At 52.1% G+C, this 14,684-nt stretch carries 15 protein-coding genes; 4 read left to right on the forward strand and 11 right to left on the reverse strand.

Annotation, left to right across the window (positions count from 1 at the left end; translation table 11 throughout):
- The first annotated feature begins 93 nt into the window (after positions 1 to 93).
- The 3 genes from ACF2G4_RS19565 (at position 94) to ACF2G4_RS19575 (ending at position 2,379) form a co-directional block, all read left to right on the forward strand.
- Positions 94 to 678, forward strand: a complete 585-nt coding sequence (locus ACF2G4_RS19565) for a flavin reductase family protein (protein ID WP_409076212.1) — start codon at positions 94 to 96, stop codon at positions 676 to 678.
- A 13-nt stretch (positions 679 to 691) separates the two neighbouring features.
- On the forward strand, positions 692 to 1,708 hold the full coding sequence (locus tag ACF2G4_RS19570; protein WP_409075993.1) for an NAD(P)-dependent alcohol dehydrogenase: 1,017 nt from the start codon (positions 692 to 694) through the stop codon (positions 1,706 to 1,708).
- A 137-nt stretch (positions 1,709 to 1,845) separates the two neighbouring features.
- Positions 1,846 to 2,379: a sterol desaturase family protein gene (locus ACF2G4_RS19575; protein ID WP_409075994.1), complete on the forward strand. Its 534-nt coding sequence runs from the start codon at positions 1,846 to 1,848 to the stop codon at positions 2,377 to 2,379.
- Here ACF2G4_RS19575 and crtB read toward each other — a convergent pair.
- The 6 genes from crtB to ACF2G4_RS19605 form a co-directional block, all read right to left on the reverse strand.
- On the reverse strand, positions 2,318 to 3,247 hold the full coding sequence (crtB, locus tag ACF2G4_RS19580) for a 15-cis-phytoene synthase CrtB (protein WP_409075995.1): 930 nt from the start codon (positions 3,245 to 3,247) through the stop codon (positions 2,318 to 2,320). The two genes, ACF2G4_RS19575 and crtB, sit on opposite strands and share 62 nt — an antisense overlap.
- Entirely contained in the window at positions 3,244 to 4,722 is a 1,479-nt protein-coding gene (locus ACF2G4_RS19585) for a phytoene desaturase (RefSeq protein ID WP_409075996.1), read from the reverse strand. Before ACF2G4_RS19585 ends, crtB begins: the two co-directional genes overlap by 4 nt.
- Positions 4,719 to 5,885 carry a lycopene beta-cyclase CrtY gene (gene crtY, locus ACF2G4_RS19590; protein WP_243079268.1) on the reverse strand — a complete coding sequence of 389 codons (1,167 nt, stop codon included), beginning with the start codon at positions 5,883 to 5,885 and terminating at the stop codon, positions 4,719 to 4,721. The genes ACF2G4_RS19585 and crtY overlap by 4 nt, the downstream gene beginning before the upstream one ends.
- Complete coding sequence (locus ACF2G4_RS19595; protein WP_409075997.1) at positions 5,869 to 7,176, reverse strand: glycosyltransferase; 1,308 nt, start codon at positions 7,174 to 7,176, stop codon at positions 5,869 to 5,871. Before ACF2G4_RS19595 ends, crtY begins: the two co-directional genes overlap by 17 nt.
- 9 nt (positions 7,177 to 7,185) lie before the next feature.
- Positions 7,186 to 8,094 carry a polyprenyl synthetase family protein gene (locus tag ACF2G4_RS19600; protein ID WP_409075998.1) on the reverse strand — a complete coding sequence of 303 codons (909 nt, stop codon included), beginning with the start codon at positions 8,092 to 8,094 and terminating at the stop codon, positions 7,186 to 7,188.
- A 228-nt stretch (positions 8,095 to 8,322) separates the two neighbouring features.
- Positions 8,323 to 8,871, reverse strand: coding sequence for a YtfJ family protein (locus ACF2G4_RS19605; RefSeq protein WP_243079266.1), 549 nt, complete (start codon positions 8,869 to 8,871; stop codon positions 8,323 to 8,325).
- Between the two features lie 150 nt (positions 8,872 to 9,021).
- On the opposite strand from ACF2G4_RS19605, the gene ACF2G4_RS19610 reads away from it, so the two are divergent.
- Positions 9,022 to 9,252 carry a hypothetical protein gene (locus ACF2G4_RS19610; protein WP_332626944.1) on the forward strand — a complete coding sequence of 77 codons (231 nt, stop codon included), beginning with the start codon at positions 9,022 to 9,024 and terminating at the stop codon, positions 9,250 to 9,252.
- A gap of 39 nt (positions 9,253 to 9,291) precedes the next feature.
- Here the strand turns inward: ACF2G4_RS19610 and ACF2G4_RS19615 are convergent, their stop codons facing one another.
- The 5 genes from ACF2G4_RS19615 to ACF2G4_RS19635 form a co-directional block, all read right to left on the reverse strand.
- Complete coding sequence (locus ACF2G4_RS19615; protein WP_409075999.1) at positions 9,292 to 10,563, reverse strand: OprD family outer membrane porin; 1,272 nt, start codon at positions 10,561 to 10,563, stop codon at positions 9,292 to 9,294.
- An 86-nt stretch (positions 10,564 to 10,649) separates the two neighbouring features.
- Entirely contained in the window at positions 10,650 to 12,044 is a 1,395-nt protein-coding gene (locus ACF2G4_RS19620) for an FAD-binding oxidoreductase (RefSeq protein ID WP_332626946.1), read from the reverse strand.
- A gap of 23 nt (positions 12,045 to 12,067) precedes the next feature.
- Entirely contained in the window at positions 12,068 to 12,868 is an 801-nt protein-coding gene (locus ACF2G4_RS19625; protein WP_215848559.1) for an ABC transporter permease, read from the reverse strand.
- Complete coding sequence (locus tag ACF2G4_RS19630) at positions 12,865 to 13,707, reverse strand: ABC transporter ATP-binding protein (RefSeq protein WP_243079261.1); 843 nt, start codon at positions 13,705 to 13,707, stop codon at positions 12,865 to 12,867. The genes ACF2G4_RS19625 and ACF2G4_RS19630 overlap by 4 nt, the downstream gene beginning before the upstream one ends.
- Entirely contained in the window at positions 13,704 to 14,675 is a 972-nt protein-coding gene (locus ACF2G4_RS19635; protein WP_409076000.1) for an ABC transporter substrate-binding protein, read from the reverse strand. The genes ACF2G4_RS19630 and ACF2G4_RS19635 overlap by 4 nt, the downstream gene beginning before the upstream one ends.
- Between the last annotated feature and the right edge of the window lie 9 nt (positions 14,676 to 14,684).

Raw genomic sequence — 14,684 nt, forward strand, 5'->3', positions numbered from 1 at the left:
CGGCACAAAATCCGTTAATGTGACGCATTTACAGCAGTTTATGACCTGTTCTTCAGGTTATGCTTTACCTATTTCCGCATTAAAGGATGTTCCATGTCGCATTTCCGCCCGGTGGCGTTAGAACACGCCAGCCGTCTGCTTAATCACGGACCTACGATTCTTATTACCAGTCAAGATCCCACATCACAGCGCCGTAATGTCATGGCTGCGGCCTGGTCTACGCCGGTTGAGTTTACCCCGCCGCGCATCGCTATTGTGGTAGACAAAGCAACCTGGTCGCGTGAGCTGATCGAATCAGGTGGCGCCTTTGGCATTTGCGTGCCGGCAGCCGCATTCGTCGATCTCACGTATGCCGTGGGCAGCGTATCAGGACGCGATAAAGATAAATTCAGCGATTTTACTCTTCAGGCCATTAAGGGACCGCAACTTGGCATGCCATTACTGGAAGAGAGTTGTGTCGCCTGGCTTGAATGCCGTCTGCTGCCAGAAACAGAAGCGCAACAGGCGTATGACACTCTGTTTGGCGAAGTGGTCGCAGCGGCGGCTGACAGTCGAGTTTTCTTTGACGGGCGTTGGCATTTCGATGCTGACAACCGTGATTTACACACATTACACCATTTGGGTGGTGGGAAGTTCGTGACAGTAGCGAACACGCTTACGGCAAAAGCCGATTTCTAAACAGAGGTAATCTATGACAGTTAAAAGCTATGCTGCGATGCAAGCCGGTCAGGCACTTGAACGATACGACTACGATGCAGGCCCACTTGATGCAGAAGACGTTGAAGTTGAAGTGGAGTATTGCGGCGTATGCCATTCCGATTTATCGATGATCGATAACGAATGGGGCGCGTCTACGTATCCTTTGGTGGCGGGTCACGAAGTGATTGGTCGTGTTGTTGGGCTGGGTGACAGTGCAAAAAACAAGGGACTGAGCCTTGGTCAGCGTGTTGGCATTGGCTGGCTCGCAAAAAGCTGTCAGCACTGCGACGCGTGTATCAACGGCGAGCAGGTAAATTGCCAGCAGGGTAAAGTCTCTACGATCAGCAATCATGGTGGTTTTGCCAGTTCGCTGCGCGCTAACTGGCAATGGGCTATTCCGCTGCCAGAAAAACTGGACGTCGCAACTGCGGGACCTCTGCTGTGTGGCGGCATCACTGTATTCAAACCGTTGCTGATGCATAACGTCTCTGTTTCCAGCCGCGTAGGTGTGATCGGCATTGGTGGATTGGGCCATATCGCGATTAAAATTTTGCGTGCGATTGGAGCCGAAGTTACTGCATTCAGTTCATCAGCCAGCAAGACGCAGGCGATTCTGGACATGGGTGCGGATCATGTTGTGAACAGCCGCGATCCAGAAGCCTTAAAAGCGCTGGCAGGCCAGTTTGACCTGATTATCAGTACGGTGGCAGTTGACCTTGATTGGCAGCCATACTTTAATGCTCTGGCACCGAACGGCAAGTTCCACACCGTGGGTGCAGTAATGAAGCCATTCGAAGTGCCTGCTTTTAGTCTGATTACTGGCGACCATGCGGTGACGGGTTCGTCCACCGGATCGCCGGGTCAATTGCGTAAGCTGTTGAAACTGGCTGGACGCGCTAATATTGCGCCAACAGTGGAATACTTCCCCATGTCAAAAATCAACGACGCGCTGGATCACCTGCGTGCCGGTAAGGCCAATTATCGTATTGTCCTCAAAGCTGATTTTTAACGGCAGGCGCGCCTTTTGGCGCGCCAATTTCCGCTCTCTCCTCTGCTTTATCAATTCTCTGTTAAAATTGAACACGGCGATAAAATAGTGATATTGCGCACTCATGCCCATTGCAGGAAGCACCTACTGGAGAAACTATGCTGTGGATTTGGAATGCCTTGATTGTATTGGTTACTGTCGTAGGCATGGAAATTGCTGCCGCGCTGGCGCATAAATACATCATGCACGGCTGGGGTTGGGGTTGGCATCTGTCGCATCATGAGCCGCATAAAGGCTGGTTTGAGCTCAACGATCTTTACGCAGTTGCCTTTGCCGGCTTGGCAATTTTGCTGATTTATCTGGGAAGTGAAGGGATGTGGCCGCTGCAGTGGATTGGCGCGGGAATGACGCTGTACGGCATAATGTATTTCATTGTTCACGATGGGTTAGTGCATCAGCGCTGGCCGTTCCGCTATGTTCCACGCCGTGGCTACTTCAAACGTTTATATATGGCGCACCGCATGCATCATGCTGTGCGCGGTAAAGAGGGCTGCGTTTCGTTTGGTTTCCTCTATGCGCCGCCGCTGTCTAAATTGCAGGCGACGCTAAGAGAGCGGCACGGTAAAAAATCTAATGCGGACGCTGCCAAAGATGAGCAGGGCGTGGCGGCGAAGTCATCATCCGAGACATAACCGCCTGACCTGAAGCCGACACCAGCAACGCTAACTTTTCGGGCTTGCTGGTGGACTGGCGACGATCCCACGCCTTTTTGCCCGCCTGATTCACTTTGTCCCCAATTTTGCGATAAACCCCTTTTGCTGTCGCAATCGCCCAAGCTGAACGCAGTGGCAAGCCCGCTAATCCAGCGGTTGCCGAATGATAATAAGGTTCCGCTTCTTTGACTAAGCGCCTTGCGACCCGGCTTAATGCCTGACGATTTTCTGGAGCGGCATAGTTAATGCCGTTTAAACCCACTTGCTGCAACCACTGTTCGGGTAAATAACAGCGGCCGACTTGCGCATCATCAACTATGTCACGCGCAATATTAGTGAGCTGAAACGCCAGCCCCAAATCGCAGGCGCGATCCAACGTCGCGGCGTCTCGTACCCCCATAATCTGCGCCATCATCAATCCCACAACGCCCGCCACGTGATAGCAATAACGCAGCGTGTCATCGAATGTTTCATAGCGCACTTCACGTACATCCATGGCAAAGCCTTCGAGATGATCAAAAGCATAAGCAGGTAAAATATCGTGCGCCATTGCGACTTCCTGAAAAGCCGCAAAAGCGGGCTCATGCATTTGCGATCCGGCATAGGCTTGACGCGTTTTAACTTCAAGCTGGGCTAAACGTTGCTCTGGCGTTTGCAATGAGACGATGTCTGAAGCAAAGCCCAATTGCTGATCGTCAATCACATCGTCGCAATGACGACACCAGGAATAGAGCATTAATACGCTGCGACGGGTTTTGGTATCAAATAGCTTTGACGCGGTTGCAAAGCTTTTCGAGCCTACTTCCATGGTTTCCACCGCGTGGTCGAGTAATGACGGATTATTCATGCCAGATCCTCCAGCATTAACCCTGCGGTGGCTTTGGCCGACCCGATGACGCCAGGAATGCCTGCACCTGGATGCGTACCGGCACCCACCAAATAAAGATTATGCAAATGCTTATCGCGGTTGTGTGGGCGGAACCAGGCGCTTTGCGAAAGAATCGGCTCAACTGAAAACGCCGAACCTTGGTAAGCGTTTAATTCGTCGCGGAAGTCGAAAGGGGTGAACATGCGGTGCGTCACTAACTGGCTGCGCAGTCCCGGCATGTAGTGCTGCTCAAGGTAGTCAAAGATGCGATCGCGCAGGCGTGGGCCTTCTACCGACCAGTCGAGATTGGCTGTTCCCAGATGCGGTACCGGCGCTAACACGTAGTAACTGCCACAACCCGCTGGCGCAAGCGACGGATCGGTGACGCAAGGCGCATGAAGATAAAGCGAAAAATCCTCAGCCAAGCCGTCATGATTAAATATCTCATCAATCAATTCGCGATAGCGCGGGCCGAAACAGACGGTGTGATGCGCCAACTGATCGTGATGGTGATTTAAGCCGAAGTAGAGGACAAGCAGCGAGTTGCTCATGCGTTTGCCCTTAAGCGAACGGGCCTGCGCAGTTGAACCCGCATGCTCGCTGAGCAAGTCATTGTAGGTATGCACCACATCGGCATTCGACGCGACGGCACGTGTGGGGAATACGCGACCATCCTGCAAATGTACCGCTTTGACGTTTTCGCCTTCAGTTTCTAACCGGCTGACTTTTGCATTCAACGCGACTTCACCGCCCAAATCTTCGAACAATTTCACCATGCCATTGACCAGCGCGCCGGTGCCGCCGCGCGGGAACCAGACGCCCCATTCACGCTCAAGTGCATGAATCAACGTGTAAATCGAGGAAGTGGCAAAAGGATTCCCGCCTACCAGCAATGAGTGGAAGGAAAAAGCCTGCCGCAAATGTTCATCTTCGATATAGCTTGCGACTTTGCTGTAAACGCTGCGCCAGGCCTGCAAACGCGCAAGCTGCGGCGCGGCGCGGATCATGTCGCGGAAGGATAAAAACGGCACCGTCCCGAGTTTCAGATAACCTTCTTTAAAAACGGCGCGGGAGTAATCCAAAAACTGGCGATAACCTTCGACATCACGCGGATTAAATTGCGCTATCTGCTGCTCAAGCTGCGCTTGATCGTTGTCGTAATTAAAAATGTTGCCATTTTCCCAACACAAACGGTAAAACGGCGCGACCGGCAGCAGATCGACATACTCTTTCATCTGTTTGCCAGACAGCGTAAACAACTCTTCTATCGCGCTGGGATCGGTGATTACCGTTGGCCCGGCATCAAAAGTAAAACCGTGATCCTGATAAACGTAAGCGCGACCGCCAGGCTTGTCGCGCTGTTCAAGTAAAAGGGTAGGAATACCTGCCGCCTGAAGGCGAATAGCCAATGCGAGGCCACCAAAGCCTGCGCCAATTACTGCAGTTTTTTTCATCGTATCGCTCGTAGACGGGAAGGTGTAGTCAAAATAGCCTGCAAAGCTGCCACGACAGGGACCGGCGGTTTGCCACTAAGAATGCGTGCCATATCGGGCAAGGTTAATTTTCCCGCATAAAAGCGGGCAATAAGGCCATCCGGTAATCCGTAAAAACGCTGCATCACTTTCCAGCGCTGATCGGCCGGTCCAGCTAAAAACAACATGCGATTCAACATGCGAAAGAAACGCTGTTTCTGCCAGGCTTCGTGGGCAAAGTGGCGGATGAGATCCTGTAGCGATGAAGCGGAAAAGCGGCTGCTTGCAGCAATACGATCGGCCAGGGCGACAGCCAGCGGCAGGGAGTAACCGGTGGTGGGATGAAAAAGACCGGCACGTAATCCTGAACAGGCCAGCGGACGTTGCTGCCAAAATGCCTGGTGATCACCGGTCAGCGTAATGGGCAACGCGCCTTGCTCCTCGCGCATTAACCGGTCAAGCTGCCAACCCTGTTGCGCTGCGTAAGCGCTGATGTGCTGGCGCGCCTGCGGAGCGTTTAACGTCGCGTTATCGATGTAATGCGTATCTTCAATCAGCAATCGGGTTGCAGAGAGCGGCAAGGTATAAACAAAGCGATAGCCTTGCTGCTGGTCAACTGTGGCGTCCATGATGATTGGCGCCGTTAAGCCGTGCGGTTGCTTAAGCTGCCATTCCTGACCGACAAAAGCCTGAAAACCCACCAGCAGGGCGTCATCCGGCTGGTAGCCGCGCCCGTCAATCACCGCATCGGCGGTAATCATACGTCCATCTTCGAGTTGCACACTCACCGGCGTGATTGCCGTTACCTGAGTGTGCGTCAGCAAGTTGTCTCTAAATCGCTCATACAGCACGCGGGCAAAATGCTGTGAGGTAGCACAAAAATAGCCGCTGTTAAGACGGCGAGTGCGTTGCGGAAACCGCACGTGATAGTGCGTCCAGGAGTGGGCAATCAGCGGAGCGATCCAGCGATGCTGTTCCGGCGTGAGATCGTCGGCATGAAAGGACCAGGTATGATTGCCACCCGCTTGCTGTTCACTTTCAATCAGCAACAGCGAAAGTTCAGGATGCGTCTGCTGTAAGCGCAGTGCAATCAAGCCGTTTGCTAATCCAGCGCCAACAAAAATAAGGTCATAATGCGGTTGCATACAGGCTTCCTTTAAATGCGGGATGCAACACCGGACGGCGCGTGTTGACTGCCTGTTCAATAATGGCCGCCGCGGTTTCACTTCCGCCCGCCTGGCGCAGCGCGGGCTGTAACGTGCGCATGCGCTGACGATAGTGATCGTTACTCAGCAGCGAACGCAGTTGGCGCGCCATTGCATGGCTGGTGGTGAAGCGTGAAGCGCTTCGTCCAATGCCGTGATAAACAATGCGTGAGGCAACACCGGGCTGATCAAACGCCAGCGGCAACGCCAACAGCGGCGTGAGATGATTTACCGCATCCAACACAGTGTTGAGTCCGCCATGGCTAATCACCACTTGCGCTTGTGCCAGAGCCGCCGACTGATCGGCAAAATCCACGACGCGCGTATGGCTGTTATGCGCCAGCTTTTCCGCCTGAAAAGGTGAAAGGCGACCGCAATGCGCCAGCAGCAGCTGTGCATCCACTTCCTGACAGGCGCGCGCAATGGTTTTAAATAAGCCATAGCGGTGGCCTTGCAACGTGCCCAGCGAGGCAAAAATGCGCGGCTTGTCGTTATCATCAAAATAGTTTTCAGCGGATGAAGTGGATTGCGTAAGCGAGCGTAGCGGGCCGACGGCGTGGAAAGTCTCGGGCAGGGCGTAACGCGGGAAATCGAGCTCTGAGATCAACTGGCTGATTTGCGCCAGCGGGGATAAACATTCGTGCAGCTTATTTCGCGGCGTCAGGCCGAAATTGTTGGCATGTTGAGCAATCACGCGATCGTGACGGCGCATCAACCAGTCATATATTTTCTCGCTGGTGGCATAGCGCTCTTTGGCATAGTCATCATTTTTGTAATCAAACGGCATGACGGCCAACGGCAAATCGGCTTCACGATTCAGCGGTAATGCGCAGGCAACCGAAACGAAAGGCAACCCCAGCGCTTCTGCGGCTAAAGCACCGGCAGGTTCCATTTGATCAACGATCACACCATCAACCGCTAATGCAGTTAGCGCAGCAGGCAATTCCCGACACAACATATCGGTAGTACGGGCCATTTCAGTGATCAGGCGCAGCATGGAGGGGCCAAGAGGATGCGCCGCCAGTTTTAAGGTGTGCGCCAGGCTACCTGCGGGATGGCTAGTCAATCCAACAGGACGGAACTGAATAGCGGGCGTGCTAACTAAAGTCTGAACGTCAATTTGATTGATAAAGGTCACACGGTGGCCTCGCGCTATCAACGCGTGTGAGACATTTTGCAAGGCTTGCACATGGCTATAAAAAGGCGGCGAAACGACCGCGAAGTGACTCATGCAGCATCCTTAGCTGACAGCAGCGAGTTTTTTCTCGAACCAGCTTTGAATAAAATGTTGCGTGGCATAACCATTCTGGCAAGCCGCTTCAAGATGCTGATTGGCACGATGCAGATGATCGCGTAAACGATTCTCCACCGCTTTCGCGCCCAACATATTCACCAGCGTCGACTTCCCGGCATCTTTATTACAATCCTTGCCGGTATTCGTCATGCCATCGGCAAGATCATCAAGTAGCTGAAACGCCTGCCCAAGATCGAGTGAGAAGCGATGCAGCTTTTCACGCGCTTCTGAGGAAGCATTCGCAACGATTGATGCCATCTGCATCGAGGCGCAAAACAGGGTGCTGGTTTTGAATTGATTGGTCATCAAAATGGCATCCGCGTTGCGCGGTTTGTCACCCTCTGAGAGATCTTTAAATTGACCTTGCACCAAGCCTTGCAACCCAACAGCGTGAGACAATTCTGTCACCGCCTGATTCTTTGCATTGGCGGGTAAGCCTTCCGCGCAGGCGATCACACCAAAGGCTTTACTGAGCAGCGCAACCGCAGCCAAAATCGCCACATGTTCGCCAAACTGGCAATGAATAGTGGGTTGGCCGCGTCGCATTTGCGCATTATCCATGCAGGGCATGTCGTCGAGGATTAACGAGGCTGCATGAACCATTTCAATGGCGCAAGCCAGATCCAGCAGTCCACGATGACTCAGATCACAGCCCAAATCGCGTGCAGTTAACAGCAGAAGCATGGGGCGAATACGTTTACCGGGCGCTAAAGTGCCTTCGCGCATTGCCGCACCAACGCAATCGCGCTCACCGTCTACCGGTAAAAGTTCATCAAGACGCAGTTCAATATCGCTCAATAGCATTGAAATATCGCTGTGAGGATAATTGACCTGTTTTTCTGCACAAGCCGTCATTAAGGCTGTCCTTATTAGCAGATGAATGCACAGCAAGTCGAAACAAAGTCGATGCCATATTCATAGTATGTTTACTGCCACATTATGGTTGGCAGGTATTCAAGGCACGGTGGTCAAAAACCACATAATCAATATTAGTTGAGGATTAATAAAAGGTGGGGAATTCAGAAACATTCATCGATTCTTTACCAAAAATTTAACGTTTCTGAGCCGATGAAATGTGGCCAATTATCCGAGCAGCGTTCGCAATTCACTCATCACATGAATAACTTCCTGTGAGGTTAATGCGCCATCTTTTGCAAAGCGCACAATGCCATGTTGATCAACCACAATGACTGTTGAACCTTGCGGTTTAAGCTGCCATGTATGCTGCGCAACACCGCTGTTATCAATAATAAATTGCTGCCATGGGGTCGATTTCTTACTGGATTCAATACTGCGCACCACAAATATGCCACTGCCTGGCAGCACATCATCGGTATTGACGATAGTGGTGGTTTGGAAAGTGTTACGCGGTAAAGCGGCGTGTTCTAATGCGCTGATCAATCCTGCCGTTTGCTCCTTTGCCGATATCCTTCCTGCGACATGAATAATCAAACGCACTTTACCGGTCAGCGCCTGACTACGCCATTTTTGATAATTCAGTTTCCCTTGCTGCATTACCATTTCACCTTTATCGGCGATAAAGATTGAAGGCACCGGCTGGCCAAGCATCACGTTATGTGCGTTGGCTAATGAAGAAAATAGTGTCAGTGATATCAATGCAGAACGTAGCAAGTGAGCCTCTCATTTCTTGGATATTGATGGCTATCAGCGTAGCAACTTTTTGAATCGGCGGACGCTTTGTCGCTTAACACTGTTTCAGATCAATAAATGAACCGAGAAATAGCTCAAAAATGCCTTATTACCGAAAAAAAGGAGGCGAAAATGCGTAGCGGCTTGATGACGTTGAATGAGATGGCGCGCTATATCGGTGTTTCTTCACCGAGATTGGTCAGAGCAATGTGTAATCGCGGAACGCTGGCCGGCATTCCCTTACCCCAGGCAACGGAGTCGGCCCCTTTGGCTCAGCGACACTGGCGCCGCGAAGAGGTGCGACAATTTAAGCATGCGTTACAGCGCGCAAAGGCGGCGCAATATGATGAGGGGATCAACTAAAAACAGGGGAAGGCGAGATACAGCCTTCCCTTGATGGTGTTAGAAGTCGTATTGCAGTGACAAGCGATTCTGCCAGAAATCTGAGTCATACAGCGGCGAAGTCTGTACTCCGGCAAAATCGGTCAGGCTCAAACCTTTTAATACGCCGGTAAAGTTCCAGGTGAAATAAACCAGGTATTCTGACTGATTGATGCTGGAGGAGTCCGCAGCCGGTTTAAGATCCATAAAGGAATAACGCGAGCCAATCGACAGATTTTCATTCATGACGTAGTTCACGTCCGTTGACCACGCATTGCCACTGCCTAAATCCTGGGTGCTGGTAAAGAAGGGTTGTGCGAAGTAGGGGCCAGACGAGGTATTGTGCGCGTAAGGTGTCACCAGCGAACCATTATTCCAGCTGTCACCGCTGGCAGCGATGTGGTCATAGCCCAATTTCCAGCTCAGTGATGGCGTAAAGCTCAGCGCCAGCTGTGCACCGTAAGAGGTGCTGTTGACTTCGCCCGCCAGCGCTTTACCTTGGCTGGTGCCACGAATAACTTGCAGGCCAAAATCAGGCTGGAAGGTCGCTTCTTGCCAGCGTAAATGGCTTTCACCGAATACGATGCGAGAATAGTCCGCGTACTCTTCATACCAAAGTTGACCGCTTAAGGTTTTATCGTCCCATTGCGTAGCGCGTCCGCCGCCAATGCCCCACATGCCGTTGGTGCGTTCATCTACATCGGTATATGCGGTGCTGTCGAGAAACTGGTCGTCTCCCCACGGTTTATAACGCCAGACTTTGGTTGCATGCAGGAAGTTTTGCTTGTCGCCGTAATGCGCATCAACGCCGCGAAAAAGTATCGGCGTTATTCGCCAGTCATAATCACCGACAAAAGGAATATCGATGCGTTGATCGCCCACGGTTATTTTAAAGTCATCTTTCTGCCAGCTTAAATAAGCTTCACCGGCATTGGTTTGATTATCGCCAATATCACTAATGGTATGCGCTTCATCTGGATGATCAATTCCGCGTAAAAATATTCCGCTAACGCCCGCCCGGAAACCATAAAATGGGGCGGTTTCATATTTCAAACTGCCACCGTAACTCACAGTGTCCTGATTAAAACCTTTAGAGAAATAAGCATTGTGGGTTGAATAGTAAAGCGTGCGCAGGCTGCCGCTTACCGTGCCGCAGGTAAATATGTCGGTAAAGTTGTCAACGCCGCTGGTGCCATATTGGCAACTTGAGTCAATATTACTTTGCGTAGCGGCCATCGCTATGGAGGTGAACGGAAACAACAATGCCGCAAATGAAAGCGTTTTTAAATGCATTTTCCTGAACCTTTTCCTGTCTAAAATAGAGCAAAGCCCGCCCGTCTGCTTATTAATGCAGCAAGCGGTAGATTATTTATGATTAATTATACTGCGGTAACGCCGTTTATTTTAACGTCGGGCAGCGTCTCACGAACGTCCCAACCACGCAGTTTACCCGGATTAAGTAAATTATGCGGATCGAATGCGCGTTTCATTGCAACAACATCGGGGCGAATCATCCCTTGTTTACCCTCTTCAATATGCAGCACGTGAGGATTATTAATCTTCACGCCGTTATCGCGGTAAGTTTGCATTATATTGTTAAGACGATGTTCATCGCTATAACGCACCAAAGGTAAGCCGCTGCACGTTAGTGCGCCATTCATGTCGCGCAAAAATTCTATATGCGAAATGACCTCGCCATTTAAGCACTGCTCCATATCCAGCACCTGTTGCAGATAGTTGTCTGGTGCATAGGCGGTTTGCAGATAGGTCAGACTCTTATCGATCTTCAGTGCCTGTAAGGTCGTGTGATTCCAGCAATATTCGATCAGTGAATGGCCTTCATGCTGGTCATCGCTGTAACGCAGCACGGACTGTCCAGCATGCTGCGTTAATAAAGCGGGCAACAATGCGTCACTTTCACTGCCGACGACCGAAATCACCACATGCTTGCCTGATATTTGCTCAGGCGCGAGATCGGTAAAATAATCGGCGATAGGTGCTGCCATCACCGCAATTTGGCGTTTAACCAAGCCCGGTGAGCGGGCGAGCGCATCCGCAAACGCCATTGCGCTGGCGAAATCGCTGAAACTATCCAGCCGTTCGATCCAGTGATGGCAGGGCGCCAGCGCCAGTTCAATCTCCAGCACAATACCGTTGCTGCCGTACGCGTGATGCAACAGCATGGCTTCAGGCGCTTTCAGCGTGATAATCCGTGGCGTCTCTTCCATGGTCATTATTCGCACCGAGAGCACGTTGCCTGGTGCGGCCAGCGGACCGTAATTGATGGAGCCGACGCCGCCAAAGCCGCCGCCAAACAGACCGCCAAGCGTGGCTAAGCGCCAGGTTGATGGCATGCAGCGCAGTTCCCAACCAAACGGACGCGTATAGGCTTCGAGATCGCCAAGCCGAATACCCGCTTGTGCCCGCACGCTGCCTTTACCCATTTCCACCACCGCGTTCAGCTTCGTAATATCAACCATCACGCCGCCGTGGAGCGGAATCAGTTGACCGTAATTGCCCGTGCCGCCGCCGCGAATATTTAAAGGCAAACGTTGTGCAGCGCAGGCAGCTACCACCGCCGCCAGCTCTTCCTCATCACGCGGACGCACCGCCAGTTCGGCAAATTTATCGTCCAACAGATTTTTAAGGATTGGGCTGAACCAATGAAAGTCTCGCGACAGACGTTTTACCTTGGGGGCCTCTTTAATCCAATCGAGCGCAGGCAACGCCGCGACCACCGCAGACAGCGCGGATTGACGAACAGAATCAGACATTATGCATTCCTGTGGTAAGTAAATTAGCTGTGGCTGAGTTCGCTCTCATGCCAGGCGGCCAATACGCGACGCGTAAGCCATGACATCACGGCAAACAACAAAAACCCCGCCAGTGAAATCAATAACAGCGCAGCAAACATCAGCGGAATATTGAGTTGATAACCGGCCTGCAATATCTGATAAGCCAGACCCGTATCGGTGCCGCCGGTACCCGCGACAAATTCAGCCACAACCGCACCAATCAACGACAAACCGCTGGAGATGCGCAAGGCACCGAAGAAATAGGGCAACGCGGAAGGGATGCGCAGACGCAGCAGAATCTGCATACGCGAAGCGTGATTAAGCTGGAAATAGCTCAGCAACCCCGGCGAAACGCTACGCAAGCCTTGTGTGGTGTTGGAGATGATAGGGAAGACCGCCATCAAGGTGGCGCACACCACCAGCGACAAGGTGGTGTCTTTCACCCAGATGATGATCAATGGCGCAATCGCCACAATCGGCGTCACTTGTAAAAAAACAATGTAGGGGAAGAGCGCGGTCTCGATAAAACGGTTCTGCACCAGTAAAAAGGCGATCACCGAGCCAATAACTATGGCCACAGCAAACGAAATCACTGTGATCTTCATGGTGTAGAGCAGCGACATAAACAGCGAAGGGAAATTCTGCATCAGGCTCTGCGCCACCACCAGTGGCGAGGGCACCAAAAACACCGGTACTTGCAGAGCGGTGACCAGCCATTGCCATAGCAGTAATATTGCCACCGCCATCAACAGTGGATAAAACAGTTTTTGAAATGACTGGCGTGCAGCAAACGGGGTTTTCATGATTTGCTCTCCTGGCTGGCATTGAACAAGCCGCGCTGAAGCTGTTGGGCATACAGCGTGAATGGCTGGCTGACCCGGAATTCATCATCACGGGGGAAGGGCGCATCGATGGCAATGTCATCAACGACGCGACCAGGTCGCGCCGCCATCATGATGACTCGCTGCGACAGAAATACCGCCTCCTGAATCGAGTGAGTGACGAACACCACCGTCAAGTTTTGCTCTTGCCACAGTTGCAGCAGATCGCTATCAAGTTTGTTGCGGGTGATCTCATCCAAGGCGCCAAAGGGTTCATCCATTAGCAACACTTTGGGCCGCGTTACTAAACCGCGCGCAATGGAGACACGCATCTGCATACCGCCGGAAAGCTCACGCGGCAAAACGTGACCAAACTGGCTCAATCCCACTAACTCAAGGATTTCTTTCACCCGCGTGTCCGCTTCCGGGCGCGGCACACCGGCTAAATCCAGCGGCAAACGCACATTCTTATGCACGTTATTCCACGGCATCAGCGTCGCTTCCTGAAACACGAAAGAGAGCGGTAAATCTCGCTGCTTTTCTCGGCGGTCGCGGCGAAAAAGCATCAGCTTACCGTCGCTGGGTTCAATCAATCCGGCGATCATTTTCAGTAAGGTACTTTTGCCGCAGCCGGATGGCCCGAGCAGGGTGACAAATTCCCCCTGACGAATGGTCAAATCAACCGGCAGCAATGCACGCGTGCCGTTGGGATAAATCTTCTCAGCGGAGAGCACGTCAATCGCCGGCGGCGCGCTTGCACCGGGTAGTGTTACCGGCGCGTTGTCGCTGCTCATCAAGGTCAATCGGCTGGCTTTATTCATGGCATGACCTTGGCGTCTTGGATGAACGTCAGGTTGTAGCTTCCCTTAAACGGGACTTTCGCCGGATCGATCAGTTTATTCTCAACCAGCAGCTGATAGGTCTGTTTCAGACGCGATTCGGTCATGATACCGATGCCCTGAGTTTGCGCATCACCGCCGGTTAGCATCTGATATTTCTTCATCTGCGCGAGACTGAAAGCGATCTGGTCATCACCCATATTTGGGTTCTCTTTCTTGATCAGCACATTGCCCGCGCTGGGATCTTGCAGGTAGTTTTTCCAGCCCTGCATCGAGGCTTTAATAAAGGCCGCTACCACCTGCGGACGCTTCTCCACTGTTGATTTCATACAAACAATGCTGTTGCCGTACGGCGGATAACCCCACTCGCTGATCGGATAAACGTTGGCTTGTGCCCCGGCTTTTTGTACTGCAAAAGGTTCTGAGGTCAGATAGCCTTGCTGCACCAGCGTTTTATCGGCTAAGAACGGCTGAATACTAAAGGTATAAGGGCGGGCGCGGGCCGCTTTCAGGTTGAGCGCACTCTGCGCCCAAGGCCAGTAAGAGGTATACGCTTCTGAAGCCAGCAAAAAGGTTTTGCCTTGCAGATCGGCCTGACTTTTCACATCAGGATGGGTAATAAATACAATTGCCGAATGCTGAAAGGTGGTGGCAACCGGCATCGCTTCAACGCCAGATTGCCAGGATTGCAACGCCTGCATGTTATCGCTGATGATGCAGTCCGCCTGGCCTGCTGCCATCAACTGCATGGTATGCACTTGCGGCCCGCCCATTTTCAGGGTGACGTCTAATCCGGCATCGCGGTAAAGATTCTGCGCCTGCGCCTGATAAAAACCGCCATGCTCAGCTTGTGCATACCAGTTCGTCATAAATGTGAATTTTTCTGCGGCCATGCCCGGCGCGGAAAGGGCCACGGAAAGTGCTGCGACAAGGCTCAATGTTTTTTTCATACCCAATCC

Source organism: Pantoea phytostimulans, from assembly GCF_046118715.1.
Taxonomy (GTDB): domain Bacteria; phylum Pseudomonadota; class Gammaproteobacteria; order Enterobacterales; family Enterobacteriaceae; genus Pantoea; species Pantoea phytostimulans.

What these genes read in the sequence shown, in the direction of transcription:
- ACF2G4_RS19565 (WP_409076212.1), top strand. Translation starts at nt 94, where the DNA reads ATGTCGCATTTCCGCCCGGTGGCGTTAGAACACGCCAGCCGTCTGCTT.
- ACF2G4_RS19570 (WP_409075993.1), top strand. Translation starts at nt 692, where the DNA reads ATGACAGTTAAAAGCTATGCTGCGATGCAAGCCGGTCAGGCACTTGAA.
- ACF2G4_RS19575 (WP_409075994.1), top strand. Translation starts at nt 1,846, where the DNA reads ATGCTGTGGATTTGGAATGCCTTGATTGTATTGGTTACTGTCGTAGGC.
- crtB (WP_409075995.1), bottom strand. Translation starts at nt 3,247, where the DNA reads ATGAATAATCCGTCATTACTCGACCACGCGGTGGAAACCATGGAAGTA.
- ACF2G4_RS19585 (WP_409075996.1), bottom strand. Translation starts at nt 4,722, where the DNA reads ATGAAAAAAACTGCAGTAATTGGCGCAGGCTTTGGTGGCCTCGCATTG.
- crtY (WP_243079268.1), bottom strand. Translation starts at nt 5,885, where the DNA reads ATGCAACCGCATTATGACCTTATTTTTGTTGGCGCTGGATTAGCAAAC.
- ACF2G4_RS19595 (WP_409075997.1), bottom strand. Translation starts at nt 7,176, where the DNA reads ATGAGTCACTTCGCGGTCGTTTCGCCGCCTTTTTATAGCCATGTGCAA.
- ACF2G4_RS19600 (WP_409075998.1), bottom strand. Translation starts at nt 8,094, where the DNA reads ATGACGGCTTGTGCAGAAAAACAGGTCAATTATCCTCACAGCGATATT.
- ACF2G4_RS19610 (WP_332626944.1), top strand. Translation starts at nt 9,022, where the DNA reads ATGCGTAGCGGCTTGATGACGTTGAATGAGATGGCGCGCTATATCGGT.
- ACF2G4_RS19615 (WP_409075999.1), bottom strand. Translation starts at nt 10,563, where the DNA reads ATGCATTTAAAAACGCTTTCATTTGCGGCATTGTTGTTTCCGTTCACC.
- ACF2G4_RS19620 (WP_332626946.1), bottom strand. Translation starts at nt 12,044, where the DNA reads ATGTCTGATTCTGTTCGTCAATCCGCGCTGTCTGCGGTGGTCGCGGCG.
- ACF2G4_RS19625 (WP_215848559.1), bottom strand. Translation starts at nt 12,868, where the DNA reads ATGAAAACCCCGTTTGCTGCACGCCAGTCATTTCAAAAACTGTTTTAT.
- ACF2G4_RS19630 (WP_243079261.1), bottom strand. Translation starts at nt 13,707, where the DNA reads ATGAATAAAGCCAGCCGATTGACCTTGATGAGCAGCGACAACGCGCCG.
- ACF2G4_RS19635 (WP_409076000.1), bottom strand. Translation starts at nt 14,675, where the DNA reads ATGAAAAAAACATTGAGCCTTGTCGCAGCACTTTCCGTGGCCCTTTCC.